Below are 12,353 nucleotides of genomic sequence, written 5' to 3'. Positions count from 1 at the left end.
CCGCGGCCGAAGGAGCCGCCGTCGAGCCGGCTGCCGCCGAGCGTGCCGGTGGCGGCGACCCCGCCGCCGGGCAGGTCGTCGTCGTCATCGCGGCGGCCGCGCCCGGCCTGCCAGTCGTGGTCGGCCGGGGCGTCCTCGGGGAGGCTGCCGACGGCCATCAGGCGGGCCATCAGCCCGGCGGACGGGCCGGGCGTGCCGGTGCGGGTCAGCAGGTGCTTGACGGCGCGGCCCTCGTCGGCCTCGGCGAGGCACTGCGGGCAGGTCGCCAGGTGGGCCTGGACCCGGTCGCGCGAGTCGTGGCCGAGTTCGCCGTCCAGGAAGCCGGAGAGGCGCTCGCCGAGGTGGTGCTCCTCGACGGCGGGTGCGGCGGGGCGGACGGGAAGCGCGTGCAGCGCCGTGTCCGCGGGCAGTGCCACCGGTGGCAGCACGGGCTCACCGGGTTCGTCGCCTCCGCGACGGCCCGGCAGGCCCCAGCTCCGTCGGGTCGGAGGCCGGTCGGACGAGTCCGACCGGTCCGAACCGGACCGGCTGGTTCCGCTCACGACCGCCTCCGTCCGCGCCCACCGGGCGCGACCGCGGCCTCGACCGCGCCGACGCCGACCGGCACCGGCTCCTCCGAGCCGCCGCGGCGCTCACGGCCGGGGGCCGAGCCGGGGGCGCGGTGCTTGAGCGCGGCGCGCAGGTGCGAACGGCCACGGTGGATGCGGCTGCGGACGGTGCCGAGCTTGACACCCAGCGTGGCGGCGATCTCCTCGTAGGACAGGCCCTCGATGTCGCAGAGCACCACGGCGGCGCGGAACTCCGGGGCGAGGGTGTCCAGGGCGTGCTGCACGTCGGCGTCGAAGTGGGTGTCGCTGAAGTGCTGGGCCGGGCTGGGCTCGCGGGAGGCGAGCCGCTCGGCCGCGTCCTCGCCGAGCGCGTCGAAGCGGATGCGCTGGCGGCGGCGGACCATGTCCAGGAACAGGTTGGTGGTGATCCGGTGCAGCCAGCCCTCGAACGTGCCGGGGGTGTAGGTCGACAGCGAACGGAACACCCGGACGAAGACCTCCTGGGTGAGGTCCTCGGCGTCGTGCTGGTTGCCCGTCAGGCGGTAGGCGAGCCGGTAGACGCGGGCGCTGTGCGCCTCGACGATCTCCTCCCAGGTGGGCGGAGTCCAGGTCTGCGCGTCGGGACCCTCGGTGAAGGTCGCGAGGGCGGGCGCCTCGGTGGCCGGCGTCGCGGCGACGGGCTGGTCCAGGTCGGAGTGCGCAGGCTGGTTCATCACGGGCTTCGGCGTACGGGCTGACGCGGTGCCGCGGGAGTGCCGCCGCACAGGGACGTCGCCCTCGGCCACACCTCCTCGGTCGGCTCTTCTGCCCAGCAGGGCCACCACCATATCCACCTCACCCGTCAAGCCCGGATAAAAGTGCCCGGGAGGACTTCCGCACCCGGTCCGTCATGACAACGGCCCGCCGCCGTACGCAGTTCCCGGTCGGCCAGTAACCTGTGCCAGGAAATATCGACATCCTTCGGCACCGGGTCGCCGCCCGGAGCTCCGGAAGAGGCAGCCATCAGCGAGTTCGGGCCCGCACGCGCGGCTCTCGCCGACACCTACGTGGGCGAGGACGCGGTGCTGACCTACGCCCGGGCACAGTCCGCGCGGACCGGGATACGGGCGATCGGCCCGAGCGGAGGGGCCTGCCTACGGCTGCTCGCGGCCGCGCTGGACGCCAAGGCGGTGGCCGAGATCGGCACCGGCACCGGGGTGTCCGGGGTCTACCTGCTGCGCGGGATGCGGCCGGACGGCGTGCTCACCACCGTCGACTCGGAGCCGGTGCGCCAGCAGCTGGCCCGCGAGGCGTACCAGGCGGCCGGGTTCGCGGCCAACCGCTCCAGGTTCATACCGGGCCGGGCGCTGGAGGTGCTGCCCCGGCTCGCCGACGGCCAGTACGACCTAGTGTTCTGCGACGGCGATCCGGCCGAGTCCTGCGAGTACCTGCTGGAGGCGCTGCGGCTGCTGCGGCCGGGCGGGATGGTCTGCTTCGAGGGGGTCTTCCAGGAGGGCCGGCTGGCCGAGCCCGACCTCCAGGACCCGCAGACCGGGGCGGTCAGGGACCTGGTCAGGGACGTGCGGGAGAGCGAGGCCCTGCTGCCGGCGCTGCTGCCGGTGTCGGACGGGCTGCTCTGCGCCATCAAGCGCTGAGCGGCCGCCGAAAGGCCACCGAGAGGCCGCCGGGCGGCCCCTGTGCGGCCGTTCCGGGGTCACGGGCCACCGGGGGCCCCGGCGGAGCGGAAAACACGCGAGCCCGGGCCGACGTGACGTCGTACCCGGGCCCGGCTGCACATCCCCAGGAGATGGCGAGCACCTGCTGCGGTCAGCCGCAGGCCTTCTTCAGGGCCTCGCCGAGGGCGTCGGCCTCGTCAGGCGTGAGCTCCACCACAAGGCGTCCGCCGCCTTCGAGCGGAACGCGCATGATGATGCCCCGCCCCTCTTTGGTGACTTCGAGCGGGCCGTCACCCGTCCGCGGCTTCATGGCCGCCATGCTCGTTCCCCTTCCTGCAACCGCTCAGCTACGCACCGGCAGTCCGTCCACCGCCGGTATCGAACGCATTGATCGGAAGCCATTATCCCGCATGCCACGGGCTGATGACCAACATCACTCTCGGTGCAACCACGGCCGGACCGCCCCCAACCGTCGCAATTCATGTCATAAGCCCCGGCGTGGCGGCGGTGCGGACGCCACGGGAAGGTGCGATACCTCACACTCCCCAGGCCCCCGCGTGCTCCGGCATCCTGACACACACGACTGACACCGCCACGACCCCGGGAGCCCTCACCCATGTCCGATTCCGTGCAGTACGAGCTGGACGGCGGCCTCGCCGTCATCACCATCAACCGCCCGGAGGCGATGAACGCCCTCGACGTGGCCACCAAGGTCGCGCTGCGCGACACCGTGACCGCGGCGGCCGACGACCCTGCGGTGCGGGCCGTGCTGCTGACCGGGGCGGGCGAGCGGGCGTTCTGCGTCGGGCAGGACCTGAACGAGCACCTGGCCATGCTGAAGCGGGCCGAGGAGACCGGCGAGGGAGCGCTGCGGACCGTCGCCGAGCACTACAACCCGCTGGTGCGGGCGCTGGCCGGGATGCGCAAGCCGACCGTCGCCGCGGTCGGCGGGGTGGCGGCCGGCGCGGGTGCCTCGCTCGCCTTCGCCTGCGACTTCCGCATCCTCTCCGACCGGGCCGGCTTCAACACCGCCTTCACCGGGATCGGGCTGACCGCCGACTCGGGCGCCTCCTGGACGCTGCCCCGGCTGGTCGGGCACGCCAGGGCGACCGAGCTGCTGATGCTGCCCCGGACGGTGAAGGCCGCCGAGGCGATGGAGCTGGGCCTGGCCACCAAGGTGGTGCCGGCCGGGGAACTCGCCGCCACCGCACGGGTCTTCGCCCGCGAGCTGGCCGAGGGCCCGACCGTCGCCTACGGCGCCGTCAAGGAGTCGCTGGCGTACGGCGCCTCCCACTCGCTGGACGAACTCCTCGACAAGGAGGACGAGTTGCAGACGCTGGCCGGCGAGAGCGAGGACCACAGGATCGCGGTGCGCGCCTTCATCGCCAAGGAGAAGCCGACGTACCTGGGCCGTTGACGCACCCGGGCCGCCGACGGCCTCGGCGGGTCAGGGCCGGCCGGCCCTGACCCGGTGGTCAGCCCCGGGCGCCGGTCCGGACGTGGCAGTCCGCCAGGTGGTCGTCGACCAGGCCGCAGGCCTGCATCAGGGCGTAGGCGGTGGTCGGGCCGACGAAGCGGAAGCCCTCCTTCTTCAGCGCCTTCGCCAGCGCCGTCGACTCGGGCGTGACGGCCGGCACCTCGCCCAGGGCGCGGGGGGCCGGCCGGCCGGGCTCGGGGGCGAACCCCCAGATCAGCGCGTCCAGGCCGCCCTCCAGGTCGCGGGCGACCCGCGCGTTGGAGATCGCCGCCTCGATCTTGGCCCGGTTGCGGATGATGCCCGGATCGGCGAGCAGGCGCTCCTGCTCCGCCTCGCCGAACTCGGCGACCTTGGCGATCTCGAAGCCCGCGAACGCGGCCCGGAAGCCCTCCCGGCGGCGCAGGATGGTCAGCCAGGACAGCCCTGACTGGAAGGCCTCCAGGCTGACCCGCTCGAACAGCGCGTCGTCGCCGTGCACCGGGCGGCCCCACTCGGTGTCGTGGTAGAAGCGGTAGTCCTCGGGGGAGTCGCCCCAGCCACAGCGGCGCAGGCCGTCCGCGCCGAGCACCGCGCCGTCCGCCGCCGTCACCGGTCCCGCCCCGGCTTCGCGTCCTCGGGGGTCTGCTCCCCGGCCGGCTGCTTGGTGAGCGCCACGGCCGGCTCGACCACCTGGGCGAACTCCTCCAGACCGGGCAGCGGTTCGGCCGCCGGGTCGGGGGCGGCGGTCGCCTCGACGGCGCCGCGCAGGTGGGCGGCGGCCTCCAGCTCGGCGATCCGCGCGTCGCGGTAGGCGAGTTCGGCACCGAGGCGGTCCAGGACGTCGTCCACCTCGTCCATCCGGTAGCCGCGCAGCGCCATCGGCAGGCGCAGTTCGTCCACGTCCGCCTTGCCCAGCGGGCGGTCCTGCGGCAGCCGTGCGGAGACGCGGTCCGGTGCCGCCTCCGGCATCGAACCTCCCCCGCCGAGCGCCACCAGGGCGGCACCGCCGACCACCACGGCCATGGCGACCACGATCACCCAGAACACGAGCTGTCCTCCCGAACTCCCGGCCGGTCCGCTACGAGGTGGCAGGGAACCACACCGATCATGACAGCATGGTCCCTTAGTGAGGCCGGGGGCCATCATCGCACCCGCAGGAGCTGTGGAGGAGACATCGGTGGCACTGCGCCTGGGACCGCGGGAATTCGGTGACGACGAGCTGGTGATCATGGCGATCGTCAACCGGACGCCGGACTCGTTCTTCGACAGGGGTGCGACCTTCGCCGACGAGGCCGCCTTCGCCGCCGCGGACCGGGCGATGGCCGAGGGCGCGGCGATCCTGGACATCGGCGGGGTGAAGGCGGGGCCCGGCGACGAGGTCACCGTCGAGGAGGAACTGCGGCGCACCGTGCCCTTCGTGGCCGAGCTGCGCAAGCGCCACCCCGAGGCGGTGATCAGCGTGGACACCTGGCGGCACGAGGTCGGCGAGGCGGTCTGCGAGGTCGGCGCCGACCTGCTGAACGACGCCTGGGGCGGGGTGGACCCGAAGCTCGCCGAGGTGGCCGCCCGGCACGGAGCCGGGCTGGTCTGCACCCACGCCGGCGGTGCCGAGCCCCGCACCCGGCCGCACCGGATCGGGTACGAGGACGTGATGGCGGACATCCTGCGGGTGACCGTGGGGCTGGCCGAGCGCGCGGTGGAGCTGGGCGTACGGCGGGACGCGGTGATCATCGACCCGGGCCACGACTTCGGCAAGAACACCCGGCACTCGCTGGAGGCCACCCGGCGGCTGCCGGAGATGACCGCGACCGGCTTCCCGGTGCTGGTCTCGCTCTCCAACAAGGACTTCGTCGGCGAGACCCTGGACAAGCCGGTGAACGAGCGGCTGCTCGGCACCCTGGCCACCACGGCGGTCTCCGCCTGGCTGGGCGCGCGGGTCTACCGGGTGCACCAGGTCGAGCAGACCCGCCAGGTGCTGGACATGGTCGCCTCGATCCGGGGCACCCGCCCCCCGGCGGTCGCCCGCCGGGGGCTGGCCTAGGGCTCGGGCCTAGATCTCGTTCGCGGGCCGGCGGGCGTCGGCGAGGATCTTCATGACCTCGTCGATCTCGTCGGTGATGTGGAACAGCTCCAGGTCGTGCGGGGCCGCCTTGCCCTGCGCGACCAGGGTGTCCTTCAGCCACTCGTAGAGGCCGCCCCAGTACGCGCTGCCGAAGAGGATCACCGGGAAGCGGGTGACCTTCTTCGTCTGCACCAGGGTGAGCGCCTCGAACAGCTCGTCCAGCGTGCCGAGGCCGCCGGGCAGGACCACGAAGCCCTGCGAGTACTTCACGAACATCGTCTTGCGGACGAAGAAGTAACGGAAGTTCAGCCCCAGGTCGACGAACTCGTTGAGGCCCTGCTCGAAGGGCAGCTCGATGCCGAGCCCGACGCTGAGCCCGCCCGCCTCGGAGGCGCCGCGGTTGGCCGCCTCCATCGCGCCCGGGCCGCCGCCGGTGATCACCGCGTAGCCGGCCTCGGCGAGGGCCCGGCCGATGGCCGTGCCCGCCTCGTACTCCGGCGAGTCGGCCGGGGTCCTGGCGGAGCCGAAGACGCTGATCGCGGGCGGGAGTTCGGCGAGGGCGCCGAAGCCCTCGACGAACTCGGAGGTGATCCGCAGCACCCGCCACGGGTCGGTGTGCAGCCAGTCGGTGGGGCCGGTGGTGTCCAGCAGGCGCTGGTCCGTGGTGCTCGTGCCGACCTGGTCCCGGCGCACCAGCACCGGACCCTTCTGCTTCTCGGGCCAGGCCTTCTTCTTCCGCGGCACCCCGACCTGCTCGGGACCGTGGCCGTAGTGCTTCTCGTCTCCTGTGCCTGTCATGACGAAACCCTACGCCCGCCTTCCCCCGTTTTCAGGCAACGGGGGAAGGTCGGTTGGGCAACCGGAGGGTGGCGTTCGACCGCGGGCGGGCCGGGCCGGGCCGCCCGGCTCAGCTGGTCAGCCAGGCGCGCAGCCGCTCCTCGGCCTCGGCGATGGCGCTCAGCGAGCAGTGCTCCTCCCGCTTGTGCGCGAGGTTCGGGTCGCCGGGCCCGTAGTTGACCGCGGGGACGCCGAGCGTGCTGAACCTGGCGACGTCGGTCCAGCCGAACTTGGCCCTGGCCTGGCCGCCGGTGGCCGCCAGGAAGGCCTGGGCGGCCGGCTGGGCGAGGCCGGGCAGGGCGCCCGCGGCGAAGTCGGTGACCACCACCTCGAAGCCCGCGAAGACCTCCTGCACGTGCTTCCTCGCGTCCGCCTCGTCGCGGTCCGGCGCGAAGCGGAAGTTGACCGTGACGACGCACTCGTCCGGGATCACGTTGCCGGCCACGCCGCCGTCGATCCGGACCGCGTTCAGGCCCTCGCGGTACTCCAGGCCGTCGATCTCCACCTGGCGCGGCTGGTAGTTCTCCAGCCGGGTGAGCACCTCGGCGGCGTGGTGGATGGCGTTGTCGCCGAGCCAGCTGCGGGCCGAGTGGGCGCGCACGCCGGTGAGCCTGACCTGCGCCCGCAGGGTGCCCTGGCAGCCGCCCTCGACCATGCCCCCGCTCGGCTCCATCAGCACCGCGAAGTCACCGGCCAGCAGCTCCGGGCGGTCCTTGGCCAGGTGGCCCAGGCCGTTGCGGCTGGCCTCCACCTCCTCGCAGTCGTAGAAGACGAAGGTGAGGTCGCGGTTGGGCTCGGTCAGGCCGGCGGCCAGCCGCAGCTGGACGGCCACCCCGGACTTCATGTCCGTGGTACCGCAGCCGTACAGCAGGTCGCCCTCGACGTGGGAGGGGAGGTTGTCGGCGATCGGCACGGTGTCCAGGTGGCCGGCCAGCACGACGCGTTCGGCGCGGCCCAGGGTCGTCCGGGCCACCACGTTGTTGCCGTGACGGTCCACGGTGAGGTGCGGGTAGCCGCGCAGGGCGGCCTCCACGGCGTCGGCGAGCGCCTGCTCGTCGCCGCTCACCGAGGGGAAGTCGACGAGCCTGGCGGTCAGCGTGCCGCCGTCGAGAGTGAGGTCCAGGGGCGTCGGGTTCGGGCTGCTCATGGGCGCCAGCCTAGTCCGCACGGGGCGGCCGCCCGGTGCCCCGGACCGGCCTCACCCCCCGGACCGGGGGCGCTCCGGAGGAGAGCGGGCGGGCAATCGGCAACCGGAGGGCGCCGCACATCCGTCCGAGTGGGTACGGTGTCGGATCAAGGAGCAGGCACGAGAGGGGCGACGGTGGCCAGGAGAAGGAGCAGCGTGGAGCTGGGCGACGAAGAGGAGCCCACTCGACGCCGCGGGCCACTGCGCGCCCTGCTGATGGTGATCGTGGGGCTGCTCGGTCTCGCCCTGGTCTCCGGTCTGGCCGTGGTCGGGATCTGGTGGTTCGGTTTCAAGCCGGACGCGGCCGAGGAGTGCACGGTGAAGACCGCGGCGGGCAGCGGCACGCTGGAGCTGCCGCAGGCCGCCAACGCCGCCACGATCGCCGCGGTGGCGCGTTCGCGCGCGCTGCCGGACCGGGCGACCACGATCTCGCTGGCGACCGCCATGCAGGAGTCCAAGCTGCGCAACCTCGCGGGCGGTGACCGGGACTCGATCGGCCTGTTCCAGCAGCGGCCGTCGATGGGCTGGGGCACCCCGGCGCAGATCGCGGACCCGGTGTACGCGACCAACAAGTTCCTGGACGGCCTGGTCAAGGTCCCCGGCTACACCCGGATGCCGCTGACCGACGCCGCGCAGACGGTGCAGAAGAGCGGCTACCCGCAGGCCTACGCCAAGCACGAGACCAAGGCGACCCTGCTCACCTCGGCGCTGGCCGGCCGTGAGCCCGCCTCGTTCTCCTGCGTGGTGCGCGACTACGCCAAGCCGGACCCGGAGGACTCCTCCTCCCCCACCCCGGGTGCCACCGCCGTCGCGGGCGCCACCGCGGCTCCGGTCGCGGCGCCGGACCGGGCCCAGGTGCTGTCCGACCGGGTGCGCCGGGAGTTCGGCCGCACGGTGACCCCGGCGACCGGCTACGCCTCGACCATCAAGGGCGCCGAGAACGCGGTCTCGCTGACCCCTGACCCGGCCACCACCGCGCTGACCTCCTCCTCGGACGCCGGCGCGGACGGCGGGGTGAGCGCCGAGCGGGCCATCGGCTGGGAGGTGGCCCACTGGGCCGTCGCCCAGGCCCGGCAGCTGGGCGTCGCGACGGTCGCCTACGACGGGAAGATCTGGCGCAAGTCCAAGTCCGAGGACGGCTGGCAGACGCAGACCTCGGGCACCTCGACCAAGCTCGTCCAGGTCACCCTGGCGCCGGTCGGCAAGGGCTGACGCACAGGTGTTCGGGTTGCCGCCGATCGGGTGATTCGGGTCAACGCCGGTGGACCGGCCGCCCGTTCCGGCGAACCGGGGTGGAGAACCGTCACTCCCCTTGGCCGGGGCCGATTCGACGGCGTCCGACCGGGCCCGGCGGACGGCATCGTCGCAGTCGTACGATCCGATGGTCGGTCAGACATCTTCCTTGCCCGGGCCGAAACCTTCTGGCTTCTCAAGCGGTAACAACGTCGTCCGCCCGGTCGTCCGCACCCGGTCCCCGGGGCGGACGGGACGGACCCAGACCCCTTCGAGGAGCCCCATGTCTCACTCCCTCACGCGCCGGATCGCCCAGGCCGCGCTCGTCGTGGCCGCAGGAGCGACCCCGCTGGTCGCGGCCGGCTCCGCGTCCGCCCTGGGCGGGGACGCCCTGCTGCCCAAGAGCGACCTCGCGGCACCGCTGGGCCAGCTGACCAACACCGACACCGGTTCCACCCTCCAGCACACCACCCACCAGCTCGGCCAGGCCGCCGGCAGCACCGGCGCTGCCACCGTCGCCGCGGGCGTACCGGCCTCCGCCGACGCCGCCGGCAACATCGTCGCCCAGCAGCTGCCCGAGGCGAACGAGAAGGCCGGTTCGCTGACCGCTCCGGTCGACCAGACCGCCGCGACCGCCGGCCAGCTCTCCTCGGTCACCCCGAGGGTCGCCTCGGCGCTGGCCGGCAAGCTCGGCGAGGCCGTCACCGGCAAGAGCACGGGCAACCGCAGCGCCCTCGCCGACACGGGCCCGCTCGGCGGGCTCACCCAGGCCGGCACGGTCACCCAGGCCGTGCCGGGCGCCGAGAACCTCACCGGGGCCGTCCCCGGCGGCACCGCCGTCGCCGACGCGCTGCCGGTCGGCGCGGTGCAGCGCGCGCTGCCGCTCGGCTCGGTCCAGCAGGCCCTGCCGGCCGACCTGCCCGCCACCGACGTGCTCGGCCTGGCCGAGCACGGGTCGGCCAACCGCCTCGGCGGTGCCGACCTCGGCCAGAACAGCCCGCTGTCCGGCCTCACCGGCGCCCTCGGCCCGCTCAGCGGCCTGCTGGGCGGCCTCAACGGCGGCGGCCTCAACGGGCTGCCGCTGTAGCTCACACGGCCCGGCCGGGCGCCACAGCGCCGGGCCGTGCTCCGCACCACCGCCCGGCCGCGATCCGTACGGCCGGGCGGTGTTCCGCACCGGCGGCGCTCCGTGCGGCCGTACGGTGCTCCGCCCGGGTGTGCTCCCGTACGGCCGGGCTGGAACGGCCGAAGGGGCCGGTGTCCGTGACACCGGCCCCTTCGCCGTACGGCCCCTCAGGGAGGCTCAGCGCCCCGCGTTCAGCCGCTCCACGGCCGCCGCGACCCGCTCGTCGGTCGCGGTGAACGCGACCCGCACGAAGCGGTCGCCGGCCGGACCGTAGAAGTCGCCGGGCGCCACCAGGATGCCCAGCCCGGCCAGTTCGGCCACGGTCTCCCAGCACGGGCGGTCCTGGGTCGCCCACAGGTAGAGGCTCGCCTCGGAGTGCTCGATCCGGAAGCCGTACGCCTCCAGCGCCGCCCGCAGCGCCGAGCGCCGGGCCGCGTACCGCTCGCGCTGCTCGGCGACGTGCGCGTCGTCCGCGAGCGCGGCGACGGTCGCCGCCTGGACCGGCGCCGGCACGATCATGCCGCCGTGCTTGCGCACCTCCAGCAGCTCCCTGACCACCACCGGGTCGCCCGCCACGAAGGAGGCGCGGTAGCCGGCCAGGTTGGAGCGCTTGGAGAGCGAGTGGATGGCCAGCAGGCCCTCGTGGCCGTCGCCGCAGACGTCCGGACGCAGGACGGAGACCGGGTCGGCCTCCCAGCCCAGCTCCAGGTAGCACTCGTCGCTGACCAGCAGCGCCCCGTGCTCCCTGGCCCACTCGACGGCGCGGCGCAGCTCGTCCGCGCCCAGCACCCGGCCGGTCGGGTTGGACGGCGAGTTCACCCAGAGCAGGCGCACCCGGGAGCCGTCCAGTTCGTCCACCGAGCCGTACTCGACCGGTTCGGCGCCGCACAGCCGGGCACCCACCTCGTAGGTCGGGTAGGCCAGCCGCGGGTAGGCGACCTGGTCGCCGGGGCCGAGGCCGAGCTGGGTCGGCAGCCAGGCCACCAGCTCCTTGGAGCCGACGGTCGGCAGCACGGCCTGCGGGCCGATCTCCGCGCCGAGCCGGCGGTGCAGCCAGCCGGCGATCGCCTCGCGCAGCTCCAGCGGGCCCCAGACGGTCGGGTAGCCGGGCGTGTCGGTGTGCGCGGCCAGCGCCTTCTGGATCACCTCGGGGACCGGGTCCACCGGGGTGCCGACGGAGAAGTCGCAGAGCCCGCCGGGGTGGGCCAGCGCGGTCCTCTTGTACGGCTCCAGCTTGTCCCAGGGGAAGACCGGGAGCTTGTCCGAAACGCGGCGCGCCGCCCCCGGGTGGCCCGGGAACGGCGCGCGCGTGCTGTTGGTGCTCACAGCTGTTCTGCCACCGATCGTCAGTGGTCGGCGTTCTGCGGCGGCAGAGCGGCGATGAAGGGGTGGTCACGCTCGATCAGGCCGAGCTTGGAGGCGCCGCCGGGCGAGCCCAGGTCGTCGAAGAACTCGACGTTCGCCTTGTAGTAGTCCTTCCACTCCTCCGGAGTGTCGTCCTCGTAGAAGATCGCCTCGACCGGGCAGACCGGCTCGCAAGCGCCACAGTCGACACACTCATCCGGGTGGATGTAGAGCGATCGCTCGCCCTCGTAGATGCAGTCAACCGGGCACTCTTCGATGCACGCCTTGTCCTTCACGTCGACACAAGGCTGCGCGATGACGTAGGTCACGCTGTCTTTCCTCCTCGGAAGGGCCTGGTGGCCCGTTCTGTTCTGCTGCCGTGCGCGGTGAGCGCGGCGTCGTCGATGCCCGCCCCTAGTATCGCGGGTCGGAGACCGCAAATGCACAGGAGGTGGCCAGATGACGACGGGCAACCCGGCGGACGATCGTCCCGAGGTCCGGATAGATCGCTCTGACGTGGGACGACGCGTGTCCGTACGGCGCCTCTCGGAGTTCGTGGACGACCGGCCGGTGTTCCGGGATTCGATCGGTGTGCTCACATCGTGGGACGATCATGGGTTGACGATCGTCCCCCGCGCCGGCGATCCGGTGTTCTTGCCGGAGAAGCTGCTGGTCGCAGGCAAGGTGGTACCGCAGTTTCCGGTCCGACGCGCGACCTTGCCGGTCACCACGCCGGTCGAGCTCCAGCGGATCGCGGGGCGCGGCTGGCCGGCCGTCGAGCAGGAGCCGCTCGGCGAGTGGACGCTGCGCGCCGCGGCCGGGTTCACCCGGCGGGCCAACTCCGTCCAGGCGCTCGGGGACCCCGGGCTGCCGCTGCCTCAGGCGCTGGCGGCGGTCCGCGCCTGG

General features: G+C 73.6%; 14 protein-coding genes and 1 pseudogene. 6 read left to right on the top strand and 9 right to left on the bottom strand.

What is annotated here, in order from left to right; translation table 11 throughout:
* Together BU198_RS10205 and sigE are read right to left on the bottom strand one after the other, a co-directional pair.
* Positions 1-416: zf-HC2 domain-containing protein (locus BU198_RS10205; protein ID WP_317620051.1), on the bottom strand; the 416-nt coding region annotated here is incomplete at its 3' end.
* Between the two features lie 122 nt (positions 417-538).
* Positions 539-1,261, bottom strand: coding sequence for an RNA polymerase sigma factor SigE (gene sigE, locus BU198_RS10200; protein ID WP_401083735.1), 723 nt, complete (start codon positions 1,259-1,261; stop codon positions 539-541).
* A gap of 288 nt (positions 1,262-1,549) precedes the next feature.
* Here sigE and BU198_RS10195 point away from each other — a divergent pair, with 288 nt between their 5' ends.
* Positions 1,550-2,182, top strand: a complete 633-nt coding sequence (locus tag BU198_RS10195; RefSeq protein ID WP_188296514.1) for an O-methyltransferase — start codon at positions 1,550-1,552, stop codon at positions 2,180-2,182.
* 172 nt (positions 2,183-2,354) lie between these two features.
* On the opposite strand, the gene BU198_RS10190 is transcribed toward BU198_RS10195, so the two are convergent.
* The gene (locus BU198_RS10190; RefSeq protein WP_014137929.1) at positions 2,355-2,522 is read right to left on the bottom strand and encodes a DUF3117 domain-containing protein; all 168 of its coding nucleotides are present in this window, start codon (positions 2,520-2,522) and stop codon (positions 2,355-2,357) included.
* Positions 2,523-2,819: 297 nt separating this feature from the next.
* Between BU198_RS10190 and BU198_RS10185 the strand changes: the two genes are divergently transcribed.
* Positions 2,820-3,620 (top strand): enoyl-CoA hydratase-related protein, encoded by an 801-nt coding sequence (locus BU198_RS10185; RefSeq protein WP_188296511.1) that lies wholly within the window; start codon positions 2,820-2,822, stop codon positions 3,618-3,620.
* A 58-nt stretch (positions 3,621-3,678) separates the two neighbouring features.
* Here BU198_RS10185 and BU198_RS10180 read toward each other — a convergent pair whose 3' ends face one another.
* The gene (locus BU198_RS10180; protein WP_188296510.1) at positions 3,679-4,269 is read right to left on the bottom strand and encodes a DNA-3-methyladenine glycosylase I; all 591 of its coding nucleotides are present in this window, start codon (positions 4,267-4,269) and stop codon (positions 3,679-3,681) included.
* Positions 4,266-4,706 (bottom strand): DivIVA domain-containing protein, encoded by a 441-nt coding sequence (locus BU198_RS10175; RefSeq protein WP_188296509.1) that lies wholly within the window; start codon positions 4,704-4,706, stop codon positions 4,266-4,268. The genes BU198_RS10180 and BU198_RS10175 overlap by 4 nt, the downstream gene beginning before the upstream one ends.
* 181 nt (positions 4,707-4,887) lie before the next feature.
* Here BU198_RS10175 and folP point away from each other — a divergent pair, with 181 nt between their 5' ends.
* The gene (folP, locus tag BU198_RS10170) at positions 4,888-5,700 is read left to right on the top strand and encodes a dihydropteroate synthase (protein WP_188296513.1); all 813 of its coding nucleotides are present in this window, start codon (positions 4,888-4,890) and stop codon (positions 5,698-5,700) included.
* A gap of 9 nt (positions 5,701-5,709) precedes the next feature.
* Here folP and BU198_RS10165 read toward each other — a convergent pair whose 3' ends face one another.
* Entirely contained in the window at positions 5,710-6,519 is an 810-nt protein-coding gene (locus tag BU198_RS10165; protein ID WP_188296508.1) for a TIGR00730 family Rossman fold protein, read from the bottom strand.
* A 109-nt stretch (positions 6,520-6,628) separates the two neighbouring features.
* Entirely contained in the window at positions 6,629-7,705 is a 1,077-nt protein-coding gene (gene dapE / locus BU198_RS10160; protein WP_188296507.1) for a succinyl-diaminopimelate desuccinylase, read from the bottom strand.
* A gap of 195 nt (positions 7,706-7,900) precedes the next feature.
* Between dapE and BU198_RS10155 the strand changes: the two genes are divergently transcribed.
* Together BU198_RS10155 and BU198_RS41975 are read left to right on the top strand one after the other, a co-directional pair.
* Positions 7,901-8,956 carry a hypothetical protein gene (locus BU198_RS10155; protein ID WP_317620049.1) on the top strand — a complete coding sequence of 352 codons (1,056 nt, stop codon included), beginning with the start codon at positions 7,901-7,903 and terminating at the stop codon, positions 8,954-8,956.
* 304 nt (positions 8,957-9,260) lie between these two features.
* A complete protein-coding gene (locus tag BU198_RS41975) occupies positions 9,261-10,064 on the top strand; it encodes a hypothetical protein (protein WP_223244198.1) in 804 nt (267 codons plus the stop codon).
* Between the two features lie 216 nt (positions 10,065-10,280).
* On the opposite strand, the gene dapC is transcribed toward BU198_RS41975, so the two are convergent.
* Positions 10,281-11,429 (bottom strand): succinyldiaminopimelate transaminase, encoded by a 1,149-nt coding sequence (dapC, locus tag BU198_RS10145; protein ID WP_188296369.1) that lies wholly within the window; start codon positions 11,427-11,429, stop codon positions 10,281-10,283.
* Between the two features lie 20 nt (positions 11,430-11,449).
* Positions 11,450-11,776: a ferredoxin gene (gene fdxA, locus BU198_RS10140; RefSeq protein ID WP_030061559.1), complete on the bottom strand. Its 327-nt coding sequence runs from the start codon at positions 11,774-11,776 to the stop codon at positions 11,450-11,452.
* Between the two features lie 130 nt (positions 11,777-11,906).
* Between fdxA and BU198_RS10135 the strand changes: the two are divergent.
* Positions 11,907-12,353, top strand: a pseudogene (locus tag BU198_RS10135) (GNAT family N-acetyltransferase); the annotation flags it as partial.

Origin of the sequence: Streptomyces sp. CBMA156 (assembly GCF_014596515.1) — a bacterium.
In the GTDB taxonomy this organism is placed as follows: domain Bacteria; phylum Actinomycetota; class Actinomycetes; order Streptomycetales; family Streptomycetaceae; genus Kitasatospora.
Note: the sequence above shows the minus strand (reverse complement) of the source record. Positions and strands in the feature narration are given on the sequence as shown.

What these genes read in the sequence shown, in the direction of transcription:
- BU198_RS10165 (WP_188296508.1), bottom strand. Translation starts at nt 6,519, where the DNA reads ATGACAGGCACAGGAGACGAGAAGCACTACGGCCACGGTCCCGAGCAG.
- sigE (WP_401083735.1), bottom strand. Translation starts at nt 1,261, where the DNA reads ATGAACCAGCCTGCGCACTCCGACCTGGACCAGCCCGTCGCCGCGACG.
- dapE (WP_188296507.1), bottom strand. Translation starts at nt 7,705, where the DNA reads ATGAGCAGCCCGAACCCGACGCCCCTGGACCTCACTCTCGACGGCGGC.
- BU198_RS41975 (WP_223244198.1), top strand. Translation starts at nt 9,261, where the DNA reads ATGTCTCACTCCCTCACGCGCCGGATCGCCCAGGCCGCGCTCGTCGTG.
- BU198_RS10185 (WP_188296511.1), top strand. Translation starts at nt 2,820, where the DNA reads ATGTCCGATTCCGTGCAGTACGAGCTGGACGGCGGCCTCGCCGTCATC.
- folP (WP_188296513.1), top strand. Translation starts at nt 4,888, where the DNA reads ATGGCGATCGTCAACCGGACGCCGGACTCGTTCTTCGACAGGGGTGCG.
- BU198_RS10190 (WP_014137929.1), bottom strand. Translation starts at nt 2,522, where the DNA reads ATGGCGGCCATGAAGCCGCGGACGGGTGACGGCCCGCTCGAAGTCACC.